At 51.6% G+C, this 13,986-nt stretch carries 13 protein-coding genes; 4 read left to right on the top strand and 9 right to left on the bottom strand.

The features are described 5' to 3' along the window. Positions 1-107: 107 nt before the first annotated feature. Positions 108-974 carry an NAD(P)H-binding protein gene (locus AAC007_RS11475; protein WP_339676907.1) on the top strand — a complete coding sequence of 289 codons (867 nt, stop codon included), beginning with the start codon at positions 108-110 and terminating at the stop codon, positions 972-974. Positions 975-1,012: 38 nt separating this feature from the next. Here AAC007_RS11475 and AAC007_RS11470 read toward each other — a convergent pair whose 3' ends face one another. From AAC007_RS11470 to AAC007_RS11450, 5 genes are all read right to left on the bottom strand, one after another. Further along, on the bottom strand, positions 1,013-1,396 hold the full coding sequence (locus AAC007_RS11470) for a RidA family protein (RefSeq protein ID WP_339676904.1): 384 nt from the start codon (positions 1,394-1,396) through the stop codon (positions 1,013-1,015). 90 nt (positions 1,397-1,486) lie between these two features. Next, the gene (locus AAC007_RS11465; RefSeq protein ID WP_339676901.1) at positions 1,487-3,670 is read right to left on the bottom strand and encodes a RelA/SpoT family protein; all 2,184 of its coding nucleotides are present in this window, start codon (positions 3,668-3,670) and stop codon (positions 1,487-1,489) included. 24 nt (positions 3,671-3,694) lie between these two features. Continuing rightward, positions 3,695-3,958 (bottom strand): DNA-directed RNA polymerase subunit omega, encoded by a 264-nt coding sequence (rpoZ, locus tag AAC007_RS11460; RefSeq protein ID WP_219043455.1) that lies wholly within the window; start codon positions 3,956-3,958, stop codon positions 3,695-3,697. 83 nt (positions 3,959-4,041) lie between these two features. Beyond that, positions 4,042-4,659 carry a guanylate kinase gene (gene gmk, locus AAC007_RS11455; protein WP_339676897.1) on the bottom strand — a complete coding sequence of 206 codons (618 nt, stop codon included), beginning with the start codon at positions 4,657-4,659 and terminating at the stop codon, positions 4,042-4,044. Between the two features lie 816 nt (positions 4,660-5,475). After that, positions 5,476-6,327: a YicC/YloC family endoribonuclease gene (locus AAC007_RS11450; protein WP_339677007.1), complete on the bottom strand. Its 852-nt coding sequence runs from the start codon at positions 6,325-6,327 to the stop codon at positions 5,476-5,478. A 242-nt stretch (positions 6,328-6,569) separates the two neighbouring features. On the opposite strand from AAC007_RS11450, the gene rph reads away from it, so the two are divergent. Next, positions 6,570-7,295, top strand: coding sequence for a ribonuclease PH (gene rph / locus AAC007_RS11445; RefSeq protein WP_339676895.1), 726 nt, complete (start codon positions 6,570-6,572; stop codon positions 7,293-7,295). A 109-nt stretch (positions 7,296-7,404) separates the two neighbouring features. On the opposite strand, the gene AAC007_RS11440 is transcribed toward rph, so the two are convergent. After that, positions 7,405-8,187 carry an exodeoxyribonuclease III gene (locus tag AAC007_RS11440; protein ID WP_219043459.1) on the bottom strand — a complete coding sequence of 261 codons (783 nt, stop codon included), beginning with the start codon at positions 8,185-8,187 and terminating at the stop codon, positions 7,405-7,407. 335 nt (positions 8,188-8,522) lie between these two features. On the opposite strand from AAC007_RS11440, the gene pyrE reads away from it, so the two are divergent. Further along, positions 8,523-9,176 (top strand): orotate phosphoribosyltransferase, encoded by a 654-nt coding sequence (gene pyrE / locus AAC007_RS11435; RefSeq protein WP_295873624.1) that lies wholly within the window; start codon positions 8,523-8,525, stop codon positions 9,174-9,176. 53 nt (positions 9,177-9,229) lie between these two features. Next, entirely contained in the window at positions 9,230-9,877 is a 648-nt protein-coding gene (locus tag AAC007_RS11430; protein ID WP_295873626.1) for a hypothetical protein, read from the top strand. 14 nt (positions 9,878-9,891) lie between these two features. On the opposite strand, the gene slmA is transcribed toward AAC007_RS11430, so the two are convergent. From slmA to AAC007_RS11415, 3 genes are read right to left on the bottom strand one after another with little or no spacing between them, the layout of a single operon-like run. Further along, positions 9,892-10,476, bottom strand: coding sequence for a nucleoid occlusion factor SlmA (slmA, locus tag AAC007_RS11425; RefSeq protein WP_295873628.1), 585 nt, complete (start codon positions 10,474-10,476; stop codon positions 9,892-9,894). A 49-nt stretch (positions 10,477-10,525) separates the two neighbouring features. After that, positions 10,526-11,437 (bottom strand): acetylglutamate kinase, encoded by a 912-nt coding sequence (gene argB, locus AAC007_RS11420; protein WP_295873630.1) that lies wholly within the window; start codon positions 11,435-11,437, stop codon positions 10,526-10,528. 41 nt (positions 11,438-11,478) lie between these two features. Then, the gene (locus AAC007_RS11415; RefSeq protein ID WP_339676889.1) at positions 11,479-13,929 is read right to left on the bottom strand and encodes a phosphomannomutase/phosphoglucomutase; all 2,451 of its coding nucleotides are present in this window, start codon (positions 13,927-13,929) and stop codon (positions 11,479-11,481) included. Positions 13,930-13,986: the final 57 nt, after the last annotated feature.

Here is a 13,986-nt window from a genome sequence, read left to right as displayed (position 1 = left end):
TTGTTAAGGTGGTAAGATCAGCGCGGAATTTTAGCTGCGATCTGGTACTGGATTTACGGCGATTATGACGGACTACAGCAGGCATTCACAGCGGGGAGTATTTTGGTATGGCTGAGCAAAAATCACTTTTAATTGTCGGCTGCGGTGATATCGGCAACGGCTTGGCAGACATTTATCTGGCCAGAGATTGGCGGGTAGACGGGCTGCGCCGCAACATTGATAAACTTGCAATGGGGGTGACAGCGCTAGCCGCAGACGTTTGTGACCCGCAAAGTGTGGCGCAGTTGGGGCCATTGCGTGCCGATTATGTGGTGATTACGCTGACGCCTGGCGGTTACGGCCCAGAGGGCTATCGCAAGATATTTGAGGACGGGCTGAATAATGTATTGGCGGCGATAGCAGTGCCACCGAAGTTGCTGTTGTTTGTGTCGAGCACCGGGGTGTACGCTCAAGCGAGCCACGAGTGGATCGATGAGCAAAGTGCAACTGATCCAGATCGTTTTTCAGGTCAGAATTTATTGAAGGCCGAGCAAATTGTCGCCGCGACACAGTGGCCTTACACGAATATTCGTTTTGGTGGCATATACGGCAGCGGGCGCTTGCAAATGCTAAGTAAGGTGCTGGAGGGTGATTGCGCGCCGGCTGAGCCCCTACATTACACCAATAGAATTCACCGCGATGATTGTGTTGGGTTTTTAAGTCATTTAATCGACAAAGCCGAGGCAGCGCAGGCAATACAGCCTTGTTATCTGGGTGTTGATGATGAGCCAGCGAGTATTCAAGACGTACAGTCGTGGTTGGCTGACGAGCTGAATGTGGTCTATGCAAGCAAAGGTCAGCCGGTTGCAAGGACGGGTAGTAAGCGCTGTTCAAATGCGTTGTTAAGAGAAAGTGGCTACCAACTAAAATTCCCAACGTTTAGACAGGGGTTTGTAACCGTGTTAGAAGAGTGGCGTAAATCTGAGGAAAAATAGCAGGGCGTTGGGCCGATTATCTCGGCCCGATATGCATTTTACAGTGCCAAAATGACTTCAACTTCAATCATAGCGCCACGGGGTAGTGCCGCGACTTGAACGCAGGCGCGAGCCGGATAAGGCTGGGCAAAGAACTGCGCCATGACCTCGTTAACCTGTGCGAATACGCTGAGATCGGTCAGCGAAATATTGACCTTGGCGGCGTCGTTTAACGTGCCGCCAGCCGCTTCGGCTACCGCAGACAAATTCTTAAATACCTGGGTCGCCTGCTCTTTAATACCGCCCTCAATCATTTCCATTGTTTCTGGAATCAAGGGAATTTGGCCTGACATATATACCGTGTCACCGGCTTTAACGGCTTGGGAGTAAGTGCCGATAGCTTGTGGGGCATTGGCGGTACTGATGATTTCTTTTTTGCTCATTGTGGCTCCTGATAGATAAGTCAGACGTCGGGCGAAAAAGCGGGTTTGCGGGCGGCGTCCGACTGCCGACACCAGGCGCCCGACTTTCCCCTAATGTCTTTCCCTTGTTACTTTGATCACCGCTGGAATATTGCGAATTCTGCGCATTACATTGGCCAAGTGTACCCGCGAGCGCACACCAACCACGAGGTGAATGGTACTGATTTTGGGGTTTTCTTCTTCTACGCTGATTTTCTCGATGCTGCCGTCGGCGCCGTTTACACGCGTTGCCAACACGGCAATTATGCCGCGCTGTTTGCTGATTTCAATTTTCATTTCTACCGAGAAATCGCGGTCGATATTGTCGGCCCAACTCAGTGGTACGACGCGCTCAGGCTGACTGCTAAGCTCGATGCTGTTGTGGCAGTTTTCACAGTGCACCACCACGCCCTTTTCTGAGCTGACGATGCCGACGATATGGTCGCCGGGAATGGGATAGCAGCAGCGCGCAAAGTTGACCAAAAACCCTTCAGTGCCGTGAATGACCATTGACTGTCTGGTGAGCGGCGCGCGGAGTTTGTCGTCACCGTCGCGGATCTCATCGCGCAGATTGACTAGTTGGCGCGCGGTTAAATACGCGACGCGGTTGCCCATGCCGATCTGTTCGTAAATATTGTCGGTGGACTTGGCGTGGGTGGAGTCGACCAGCTGCAGCAAATGCTTGTCTTCAATGTCGCTCAGATTTTCGTCCATGCTGGCGAGGGCGCGCTCCAGCATGCGACGGCCGAGGGTAACCGCTTCGGTTTTGCGCTGATACTTCAGGTAGTGACGAATACCGGTGCGCGCTTTGGCGGTAACCACAAAGTGCAGCCAAGCGGGGTTGGGTTGCGCACCTGGCGTAGTAATTACTTCGACGGTCTGCCCGCTTTGCAAGGTTTCTGACAAGGGCGCCAGGCGGCGATTAATTCGGCATGCCACACAGCTATTGCCGATATCGCTGTGTACTGAATAGGCAAAATCGACGGCGGTGGCACCGGCGGGTAATTCCATAATGTCGCCGCGCGGCGTGAAGACGTAGACCTCGTCGGGGAATAAATCGATTTTAACGCTTTCGATAAACTCCAGGGAGTCGCCGGCGCGCTCCTGCATTTCTAATAAGCCCTGCACCCACTGGCGAGCGCGAGCGTGGCTGGAGTTGCGCTTGGGTTCTTGCTCGTTGGATTTGTAACGCCAGTGCGCGGCAATGCCGTTATTTGCCATCTCTTCCATTTCGTGGGTGCGGATTTGGATTTCAATCGGCACCCCTTCCAAGCCAAACAACACGGTGTGCAGTGATTGGTAGCCGTTCGCTTTGGGAATGGCGATATAGTCTTTAAATTGCCCTGGCACCGGCTTGTACAAGCCGTGTACGCAGCCGAGTACGCGGTAACAGCTGTCGACTGAGTCGACCACAATGCGAAATGCATAGAGATCCATAATCTCTTTCAGCGACTTTCGTTTGTTGCGCATTTTGCTGTAAACGCTGAAGAGATGTTTCTCGCGGCCGATGACGTTGGCGGAGTGTCCCTCTTCGGTGAGGCAGTTTTCGATATTTTCGCGAATGCTGGTGATAGTCTTTTTGCGGTCGCCAAAGCGGGTGGTAATCGATTTGCGAATGCGTCGAGCACGCATGGGGTGCATCGACATAAACCCCAAGTCCTCAAACTCCACGCGAATATTGTGCATACCCAGTCGCTGGGCAATGGGTGCGTAAATTTCGAGTGTCTCGCGGGCGATGCGGCGACGTTTTTCCGGGGGCATCGCGCCGAGCGTGCGCATATTGTGAAGCCGGTCGGCAAGCTTCACTAAAATGACGCGAATGTCCTTGGCCATTGCCAGGGCCATTTTTTGAAAGTTCTCTGCTTGCTGCTCTGCTTTGGATTGAAACTCAATCCGCGTCAGCTTAGAAACGCCATCAACTAACTCGGCGACCACATCACCGAATTGATCGCTTAAGCCTTGTTTGGTGACATTGGTGTCTTCAATCACGTCATGGAGCATTGCCGCCATTAGGCTTTGAGCGTCCATGTGCATTTCAGAAAGAATGGTTGCCACGGCCAATGGGTGAGTAACGTAGGGTTCACCGCTGCGGCGGTTCTGACCTTCGTGGGCTTGTTCGGCGTAATAGTAAGCGCGCCGAACTTGATTGACTTGCTCGGCGGAAAGGTAGTCGGAGAGAGATTTTGCTAGGGCGTCAATCGATCCCGCCGGCTCTTTTTTGCCGGGATTGGGATTGAAAAAGCTGTATTGATGCATTGGCGCCCCTAATAAGACGCAGAATTACAGTGCCGAAGCGCCTAACTCAGCGCTAAGATCCATTTCTGGCTCTTCTACAGCGGTGTTTGCTGCCATCACTTCTTCACGGGTAATTTTGCCTTCAGCGAGTTCGCGCAAGGCAATAACTGTTGGTTTGTCACCCTCTTCAGGGACCAGCGCGTCTTTGCCACCAGTGGCAAGCGCGCGGGCGCGCTTGCTTGCAACCATAACTAATTCAAAGCGGTTATCGACGGCTTGCAAGCAGTCTTCAACAGTAATTCGGGCCATGATGTATATCCTGCGTACTAAATAAAATCAGCGCACAAATTGCGCGCTGTTAATTAGACAATAGTTTAACAAATAGCCAGCGCTTATGACAGTAGTGCAGAGAGTAATGCAGCGTGGCGTTGCTGTTGGCTTGCCAGTGTGAGGCGATGGCTGCGAACAATGGCCTCTAAATCGGCTAGGGCGGTATCGAAATCATCGTTGATCACCACGTAATCGCCTTCAACAAAGTGGGACATTTCCGCGACCGCGGCATCCATACGGCGTTGAATCACCGCCTCGTCATCTTGGCCGCGACCCGTTAGGCGCTGATTCAAGGCTTCTTTCGATGGCGGCATAATAAAAATGGCCACGGTGTCGGGCATTAAATGCCGAACCTGCTGGGCGCCCTGCCAATCAATTTCCAGAATGACATCCTCGCCCGCGGCAAGCTGTGACTCAACCCAGCGCTGCGATGTGCCATAGTAATTGTCAAAAACCTTCGCGTGCTCAAGAAAAGCAGCCGAATTTAGCATCTGTTCAAACTCGGCGTGGCTAACAAAATGGTAGTTCACGCCATCCACTTCACCGGGCCGCATTGGTCGCGTGGTATGCGATACCGACACACCAAGCCTCGGCGTGCGCGCCAGTAACTTGGCAACCAAGCTGGTTTTACCAGCACCAGACGGCGCGGAAATAGTATAGAGCGTACCTTGGCTGTGCATAGCGAAAAGGGCGTCCTTTGTATCGTGTTCGCGTCGTTGGGCGCGAGAGAGATTAGGGATTATACGACCTGATTGGTGGGGCGTCACGGGCTGTTAAAGCGAAAGATAGCGCCGGGCAAAGTGTTTATGTATTTTGCTGTGAATAATAGACAGTATAGATTTTTCGGTCGAAATGATGGGTCGTGTCGTTAAGTTCAAGCAATTTAGGTTTCGAATAGTTCTTAGTGCTTAAACTGACTTTGCTATTTGGTCGGAAGTTACTAGTTTCTCGCGAGTATTTTTAGGGAATTGAACACATTGTAGCAAGGTGGCTGAGGTATTTAATGGCGGTAAACTTATGCACAAAAGAGCAGCTTAAACTAGCATTTTATCTTTATTGCCAGCTCCCCTTTGGGAAGCTACATCGGGTAACTAACGACATAGTCGAGCTGGCTGAAATGATTGGACGAACACCGTCCGCAGTTAGCTTGAAGTTGGTAAATTTAGCCAGTCTTGATCCTGCAATTCGTAATTCAGGGCGGAGCGGCATGATGAACGTTTCTAAATTAGATCGAGAGATTTGGGACGAATTTCATGCTGATTGGGAAGGGCTATTAGATGAGTGTAGCCAACTGATCGCTAAGTGGAGAGAAGGTAAAGCGGGGAACGGTGATGTTGCGGGAGCTGAAGCTGTAAGTGATTTCCAAGGGGAGACGAGATCAGTCTTGGCTGAGCAAAGAATAGGGCAGCGTTTTTTCCGACGTTCGGTTTTGGCCGCTTATAAAAGTCGATGCTGTATTTCCGGACTAGATTTTCCCCGTTTTCGTTTTGACTCGATTACTCAATATTCTGAATCTGTTCCCGCATCTGCTCGATCAACACTTTTAGCTCCACCGCTGCCTGCGTGCTTTCTGCAACCACTGCCTTCGATGACAGGGTGTTGGCTTCGCGGTTGAGTTCCTGCATGAAGAAGTCCAGGCGTCGGCCGCTGGCGCCACCTTTTTTAAGTACGCGTCGCACTTCTTTGACGTGGGTGTCTAGGCGGTCCAGCTCTTCGTCTACGTCGGCTTTTTGGGCGATTAGTGCGATTTCGGCTTCTAGTCGGCTTGGGTCGAGTTCGACTTGGAGTTCGGCTAGGCGCTGTTGAAGTTTGTCGCGCTGTGCGGTGACGATGCTGGGCATTTTGCTGCGAATATCGGTGACGATATCGTTGATGGTATCCAGGCGTTGTTCGATCAATTGCGCGAGTGCGTCGCCCTCTCGTTGGCGGGTGGCAATATGTTCATTCAGCGCGGTGTCGAAACCCTCTAGCAGTTGTTTGCTTAGTGCGTCGTTGTCTAGCGTTTGTGGTTCGAGAACGCCGGGCCAGCGCAGTAATTCCAGGATGTTGACGGGGGCGGTATGGGCGATGTGTGCTTTTAGGCCGTTGGCCGCATTGAGTATTTGATTGGCCAGTGCGTTATTGAGCTGGAGTGCTTGTTGCTGATTTTGCTGCTGCACGCGCAGTGCGCATTCTACTTTGCCGCGCTGAAGCTTGCTGCGCAGGGCGTCGCGCAGGCTGGGTTCTAATTGGCGCCAGCTCTCGGGAAGTTTGAATGACAGTTCCAGGTAGCGGTGGTTAACAGAGCGCAGCTCCCAAGTGACACTGCCCCAAGGGTATTCAAAACGCTGGTGGGCAAAGGCGGTCATACTGCTGGTAGTCAAAGGATTCCCCTGCTTTTGTCGGTGTTTAGGCGGCATAGTGTAAGCCTAAATGCCCTGCGATGGCGAAAAGTTCGTGGGGAAAGTTTGCCCCTGATGAAAGAAATGGCTAGCGAAATTTTTATGTTTGCTGGCAATTCTGGTGGATATATCTTGTGCTTTCTGGCGGGTTTTGACGTGTTGGCAGCGGCTAGCGGTTATACTGTGGGCTTCAGAAGAAGGAGAGCAATATGACGGTAGTAAGGCCTAGTGAGCGCGCTTACGATGAAAAACGGGCATTGCGAATTACGCGCAATTTTACCTGCCACGCCGAGGGTTCGGTGTTAATTGAGATGGGTGACACCAAAGTTATTTGCACGGCCTCTGTACAGAACAGTGTGCCGGGCTTTTTGCGAGGTAAGGGCCAAGGTTGGGTAACGGCGGAATACGGCATGTTGCCGCGCTCTACCGGCAGTCGCATGGATCGTGAAGCCGCGCGCGGTAAGCAGAGTGGCCGGACTCAAGAAATTCAGCGTCTTATCGGCCGCTCTTTGCGCGCCGCGATTGATTTGACGATGCTGGGCGAAAACACCATTTATTTGGATTGCGATGTTATTCAGGCTGACGGTGGTACGCGCACGGCGTCAATTACCGGCGCGTATATCGCGCTGGCCGATGCAGTTGCAAAATTACAGGCCGATGGCGTGATTACTGGCAACCCCCTGCAGCAGCAGGTGGCGGCAATTTCGGTTGGTGTTTATCAGGGCGCGCCGGTACTGGATTTGGATTACGCCGAAGACTCTACCGCTGAAACGGATATGAATGTGGTAATGGATGATAAGGGCGGTGTTATCGAAGTGCAGGGAACCGCAGAAGGGGCCACGTTTAGTCGCACTGAAATGAACGCAATGATGGATTTAGCAGAGAAAGGGATTGCTGAGCTCATTGCGGCGCAGAGGGAGGCGCTGAAGGCTTGAGAGTAGATTCCGGAGTCCAGAGCGCCGCGTAAGGCGGGAGAGGTGAGTTCGGGAGCCATCGAGGATCGTGGCCTTGCCTCTCCCGCCTCCCGTTCAGCATCAAGCCAGCTTAAAACGGGCTCTCTGGTAGTTCAAAGTCGTAATCCATAATGACAGGCGCGTGCTTACCAAATTCTTGCACTTTGTAGATGGCGCCGTATTCCACTCGAGGCGTTATGTGCTCGGATGTAATCTGCATATCTACTCGCCAGCCGTTGGTGCCGGGCTCGCCATCTGGCCACCAGCTAAACTCATCGGCATCGGTGTTTACAAGGCGGAAGGCGTCTGCGTAGTGCTGTTCGCGGAAAAGGCGATCCAGCCATTGCTGTTCTTCTGCCAGGCTGCCTGGCTTGCCGTGGTTACCGCGGACATCCTGGATGTCGATGGCGCGGTGCGCAATATTCCAGTTGCCGCAAATGATAAAGTCGCGACGCTTATTGCGCACTTTGGTCAGGTGGTTCAAATACTGTTCAAAGAACTGATTTTTACGGATTAAGCCGGCGCTGTCGCCCTCTTCGGCAAATGGCGCCAGTAAACTGCCAATACTAATATTGTCGTAGTCAGCCTGAATGTAGAGGCCGTCCATGTCGAAGTCTAAAAAGCCGAGGCCGGTCATGATGGCTTTGGGCAGCTGGCGGCAATAAATAGCCACGCCATTGTGTTTGCCGTCGGCGGCATCGAAGAAGTAAGGGTTGTAGTCGCGTGGAAAGTAAACGTCGTCGCGGAGCTTATATTCGGCTATGCCTAGATTTTGGATGCAGATAATATCCGCGTCTTGTTTAGTGACCCAGTCAAAAAAGCCTTTCTTGGCTGCATCTACAATGCTGTCAGCACAAAAGCTGATGATTCTCATGTGTTTCCTATCGCGTCGATCAGGGCCAGTGTCTTGGCTTCAGTGTAAGCAGTCTCAGCGGCAAGGTGGGCCAAGCTAAGATGGTTAAATACTATTAAGTGAGCGTATTCAGGGTTTTAGATATAAACAGGGGCTTAGACTACAATGAAACCCTAACGACAACAATCACGGCGGCTAATATCTGCCAAAAAACACCTCATTTCTCGCGGCCACCCAGCGCAGATCAGGGCATTTGTGTGCAATTGCCGTCAATTGTGAGATTTTTAGTAGTAGCTTTCTAAAACAGGTGCGTAAAATGGCGGCCGAAACGTTCACCGAGCTTTTTGAGGGTGCAGATGAGTATTCAGAAATACCAACAGCAATTTATTGAGCAGGCCATTGCGAGTGAGGCGCTTTGCTTTGGCGAGTTTACACTGAAGTCGGGGCGCATTAGTCCGTATTTTTTTAATGCAGGCCGGTTTAGTAGCGGCGTGGCGTTGGCGGCACTTGGTCGCTGTTATGCCGATGCCATTATGGCATCGGGCGTCGAGTTTGACGTGTTATTTGGCCCTGCTTATAAAGGTATTCCATTAGCGGCCGTTACCGCATGTGCGCTGGCAGATCATCATCAGCGCGATGTGCCTTTTGCCTATAATCGCAAAGAGAAAAAGGATCACGGTGAGGGCGGCACGCTTGTGGGCGCCGCTTTGCAGGGCAAGGTACTGATTATTGACGATGTTATTACGGCTGGTACTGCCATTCGTGAAGCTATTTCAATGATCGAGTCAGCGGGTGCTGACGTAGCAGGTGTGGCAATCGGTTTGGATCGGCAAGAGCGCGGTCAGGGTGAACGCTCGGCTATTCAGGAGCTGGAGCAAGATGCCTCGCTCTCGGTTATTAGCATTGTCGGTTTGAATGATATTGTTAATTACTTGTCTACTGCTGCGACTGATGATGATTTAGTCGGTCGTATCAATGCCTATCGCGAACGCTACGGTGTTGAGGTATAAGGCGCAATAGAGCATATTTGTTAGATCTGAGTTTGTGGAGCAAGGGTGTGGCTGTGAGTCGCTGGGTATTATTGGGTGCAATGATTTTTGTGGGAGCGTCGGAGTTGTCGGCGGAAACCCTCTATTATCGTTATCCAGGCGTCAACGGAACAGTGGTGATTGATAGCAGTGTGCCACCAGAGGCGGTTCCACGTGGCTATGATGTAATTCGTGTTGACGGCTCGGTGGTTAAAACCGTGGCACCTAAGTTGAGCGATGCCGAGCGCAAAGCGCGCGAGTTAGAGCAGGAAGTTGCTGCGGCAAGGGCTGAGGCCGACGCTAAAACACGTAAATGGGATCAGTCACTATTGCTGCGCTACAGCAGCATACAGGATATTGAAGTGGCGAAAGTGCGCGCCATTAACGATATCAAAGTGCGTATATCTATTCTGAAAAGCAATTTGTCGACGATTAAGCAGCAGATCCTAAACAATCAGAGCGAGGCCGCTGAGTTAGAGCGGCGAGGACAGGATGTCCCTTCGGCGTTGGTGGACACTCTGGCGTCGTTGCGACGCGAAGTGACGACAACCGAGCAGCATATTAATAGTCGCGTGCAAGATCTAAGTGATGTTGCTAAAAACTACGAGCGCGATAAAGATCGCTTCTCGCACTTGCAAGCTCAAGCCCAGAAGCGTTTGCAATACTACGATCCGCGCGAATAACTGCGACTGTTAGTTTAGCGAAAAATCGCTGCGCTTAGCTGCTGCCATTGCTCGTCCCAGTGCTCTGTTGGTCGGCGTTTAAAATCACTGCGCACAAACTGGCCAATACGTCCCTCGGCTGCCGACAGCAACAGATTTGCGGTGCTATTGGCGGTAATCACGGTGCGCAAGCCCTCACGTAACTCCGCTTCTCGCAATATTGTTTTTAGCTGCGTTTCTATGCGGTCATAGAACTGCACGACCCGATTGCGCAGGCGCTCGTTTTCGCCGGCGAGGGCGTCGCCATTAAAAATTCGGGTAATGCCAGGATTGCGTTCAGTAAAGGTCAGCAACAGCTGCAGAATACTGCCGAGCTGCGTCAGGCTCTGACCTTCTTCTTTCATAATTAGCGCGACACGACTGAAGATCGATTCTTCGACAAACTCAATAAGCCCTTCAAACATCTTTGCCTTGCTGGGGAAGTGCCGGTATAGGGCTGCTTCCGAAACCCCAACCTCAGCTGCTAGCTTGGCGGTGGTTATGCGGGCGCCCGGTTGGGTTTCCAGCATGGTGGCGAGGGCTTGGAGAATTTCATCGCGTCGTGAAGGACGTTTGTTCATAGGGCGTAGCTGACCTTATTGGGCGCTAGGCCCTCTCTAAATAGCTTGATTAATCGAGTAATTTTTTGACGTTGGTGATGAGTGTGCCAACGCCGGTATCGGTGAAAATTTCTAACAATACGGCGTGGGGGACGCGGCCATCAATGATATGGGCGCTGGTCACGCCGGCGTTTACGGCAGATAGCGCGCAACCGATTTTTGGCAGCATGCCGCCGTAGATGGTGCCATCGGCAATCAGCGCGTCGACTTGCTCAGTGCTCAGGCCGGTTAATACTTTGCCTGATTTATCCATTAGGCCTTCGATGTTAGTTAACAGCATCAGCTTCTCGGCTTTTAATACTTCTGCAACCTTACCCGCCACTAAGTCAGCGTTGATATTGTAGGAGGCGCCATCGGGGCCCACGCCAATTGGTGCAATAATCGGAATAAAGTCGCTGTTAATTAGCATGTCCAGGACTTCGGTATTAATTGCCTCAACTTCACCGACGTGGCCAATATCAATAATTTCGGTTTTCGCTAAGTCGGGGGTGCGCTGGGTGACTTTGAGCTTCTTGGCGCGAATTAACTGGCCATCTTTACCGGTTAAGCCAATGGCTTTGCCGCCATTACGGTTTAGCAGGGAAACAATTTCTTTGTTGACAGAGCCACCGAGCACCATTTCAACCACGTCCATGGTGGCGGTGTCGGTAACGCGCATGCCGTCGACAAAATGCGATTCAATCGCCAGGCGCTTAAGTAGGTCGCCTATTTGCGGTCCGCCGCCGTGCACGACAATCGGATTCATACCGACCAACTTCATGAGCACGATGTCACGGGCAAACTGTTCTTTAAGCTTGTCGTCGATCATGGCATTGCCGCCAAACTTGACCACAATCGTTTTATTGGTGAAGCGTTGGATATAGGGCAAAGCTTCGGTAAGAACGCGGGCGACATCACCTGCGGCGGAGCGACTCATAGACATGGCGTGTTCTCGCAAAGTCGGTGGCAAAAAAAGGACGCCTATTAAAGACTATCTACTAGCGTTGGATCAATCCTTAGCAGCAATTCCTTGAAGTCATTTTGTATGCGTTTCATAGAGGACTCACTATCCGCCTCAAAGCGCATGGTTATAGCGGGGCCAGTATTTGAGGCGCGAATTAAGCCCCAGCCGTGCCTGAACTCTACCCTCAGGCCGTCAATATTGATAAGCCCTGCATCGGAGAACTTTTGGTTCTCGGTGAAGGTTTCAATAATGGCGAATTTACGCTCATCGGCAACAGGAATCAAAATCTCTGGGCTGCTAACGAGGCTGGCTTGGCTGTCTAATGCGTCATCCATTGTTAGGCCTGATAAGGTGAGTATTTCCAATAAGCGGGCGGCGGTATACATGCCGTCGTCAAAACCATACCAGCGGTCTTTATAGAAAATATGACCTGAGAATTCTCCGCCAAGCAAGGCACCGGTTTCTGCCATTTTTTGTTTCATAAAGGAGTGGCCGCATTTCCACATAGTGGGGCGGCCACCGCAATCGACGATAAGTTCAGACAGTAGGCGCGAACATTTGACGTCAAACAGAATTTCAGCGCCGGGATTGCGCGTTACGATGTCATTGGCGAGCACCATCAACAATTGGTCTGCTGAAGGGCAGCGACCTTGGGCGCTGACGATGGCGACGCGATCGCCATCGCCGTCAAAGGCGATACCAAGGTCGGCGCCATGTTCGGCTACTGCGGCTTTAAGTGCGCTCAAATTGCTTTCAATGGTTGGGTCTGGCGCGTGATTTGGGAAGTTGCCGTCAGTCTCACAAAAGAGCGGAATGACCTCGCAGCCGAGCTCTTCAAACAGGGCGGGCGCAATATTAGAGGTTGCGCCATTGCCGGCATCGATGACGACTTTAAGTGATTGGGCGATGACGACGTCACCTATAATACGGTCGATATAGCGCTGCTCAATGCTGTCGCTTGTGCGGTTGCCGTTGCCGCTGGTGAAGTCTTGAGCCTCTATGCGCTGTCGCAGCGTTTGTATGTCTTGTGACGTTAAGGACTTAAATTCCAAGCTGATTTTCATACCGTTATACTCGCCGGCGTTGTGGCTGCCGGTGATCATGATGGCATTGCCAATGTTCAAATCTTGGCAGGCGTAATGCAGCATTGGTGTGGCGATGAGGCCGAGGTCGATAACGTCAATGCCGGTGCTGAGTAAGCCTTTAACCAGTGCCTCGTGAATTCTGGGGCTGCTTAAGCGGCCATCGCGACCTAAAAGCAATTTGCTTTGGCTTCGACTTAAAGCCTCGCTGCCGACCGATTTGCCAATGGCAAAGCAAGCGTTGTCGTCTAGTTCAGTTTCGGCGATACCGCGAATATCGTAGGCGCGAAACGAGTTGATCGATATGCCTGATGTGGTCGCTCTATTTCTACCGCTGGCCTTTTCAGTACTTAACTCGGGAAGTGGCGGTGCGCCGTCGGGCGCGGGAAAGTTATCACGTTTGGCGGTTCTATTTTGTCTGTCTGCGCTAAGTTTTTTCGCTAGAACCTGTTCTAGGCTGGGTTCGGAATCCGCTTTTTCGAGATCCGATTTTGGCGTCTTGCTCGGGCTTTTCTCTGCTACCGGAATTTGATAACTACGCAGGAAAAAGATGGCGTGACTGCTGGCAATCAATGCGACACAAAGCACGCAGATTAACCACAGTAGGGTGCTGTCTGAGCTCAGGCTTAGCACCGTATTTTCTTGCGGGTAAATCTGTAGTGTCCAGCCGGGAACCGACAGTGGTCGACTCTGCATGACATCTGGGTAAGCAATTGCCGATGGCTTGATGACACTGTCGCTGCGCGATTTATATGTTTGGATTAGCTCAACGCTAACGGCATTGCCCGCAAGGCTATTTAACATTTTTTCGAAATAGTTGGCGTTGAATGTGACGTATATTGCGCCGCGTTTGCCGGCAGTTTTAACGAAGGAGATCAGCCATTCATCGTTATGTTTGTAGGCTTCGATAATTAACTTTTGTTGCTCGATGCTTTTGCGCAGCATATCGATTTCAATATTATTGCGCAGCCGCAAGGTCTCGCTGCGCTCGTCGGCAATACCCTGATTGCCGATGTAGATGATTTTGGTATCTTGGGCTTCGGGAAATGCGCGCTTAAGGTTTTTCGACAACACACTGTCATCGCTAATACTGCCTTGTTGTAAAGCATCAATAAGTTCTTGGCTGTTGCTTTGTTCTGTGACGCGGGACCCCAGTTGGTCTATTGCGTCGCGCACGATGCCGCGCTGATGATCTGCGATGTTAGATGTGACGGTATCGATACGCTGGGTTAAGGCGCGCGGCTCTTCATAGTGTTGTATCCAGTAGAACGCAGCGAATACCAGGCCAATGGAAAATATGGCAGATAGCAGGATGTCACGCTGATTAGCGGAAAATCGTTGGGCGACGGCTGGTTTGGTGGCGGTGGTCTCGGACGCTTTTTTTGTCATTGTCGTAGTAATCTGATCCTTGATGGCCGTGGCACTATTATGCAGTCAATCGCCGCA

This window comes from uncultured Zhongshania sp. (genome assembly GCF_963975605.1).
Classification (GTDB): Bacteria; Pseudomonadota; Gammaproteobacteria; order Pseudomonadales; family Spongiibacteraceae; genus Spongiibacter; species Spongiibacter aquimaris.
Note: the sequence above shows the minus strand (reverse complement) of the source record. Positions and strands in the feature narration are given on the sequence as shown.